At 50.4% G+C, this 663-nt stretch carries 1 protein-coding gene; it reads left to right on the top strand.

Annotated elements, in window-relative coordinates:
* A partial coding sequence (locus ACT3TP_RS18740) for a hypothetical protein (protein WP_444621292.1) occupies positions 1–315 on the top strand: 315 nt, incomplete at its 5' end.
* Positions 316–663 lie beyond the last annotated feature (348 nt).

Here is a 663-nt window from a genome sequence, read left to right as displayed (position 1 = left end):
ACATCCCATGGCCGCATGATCAATCGTTCGCTGCTGATAGTTCTCATCCGTCAATTATCTAGTACAACGAGTCCAGTTGATGTAAACGCGAGCTCAGTTCCGGTAAGCCGGCCCTCTATTGGAGCGCCCGCAAGCGGAACCTTCTACGGGAAGGACGAGATCGCATGCAACACTTCCACGGTCGCATTCGTGGTCATTGTTGACGCGACGAAGCAATTGGCAGACAGATTGAAGGTAGCTTTTTGTTGGGCGAAGCTAAAGTTCATCAGATACTTGAAATCGGGCAACGAAGCAGCAGGGATTTCTCATCCCTGAAAAATAGGTAAGGCGCTACGTTACTTGATCCATTGCTGTACTGTTCCCAGAGCGAAAACGGCAAAGAAGAATGCACAGATCCAGAAAGCGACGAGTACCCAGTTTCTAAAGAACTTACTTTCCTGGGAACCCGTTCGTATTCGGTCCCGACGTTCCCACACGAAAATCCCGAGAAACAGCAAGGCCAGGAGCAACGTAATGACGGCTGCGGGTAACAAAATGATCCCACTTTCAACTGACCTGATGAAATGACTTTGGTGCTCAGGCTATCACGAGGCGATCAGCCTTATTTCGTATGCAGGCGGCATTGTGTCGCTACGAGGCACCGTTTAGGGAACGCTCTACGGG

It is taken from the genome of Glutamicibacter sp. AOP38-B1-38 (assembly GCF_052377485.1).
Lineage (GTDB): Bacteria > Actinomycetota > Actinomycetes > Actinomycetales > Micrococcaceae > Glutamicibacter.
The sequence above is the reverse complement of the archived record's forward strand: the minus strand, read 5'-3'. Positions and strand labels throughout refer to the sequence as shown.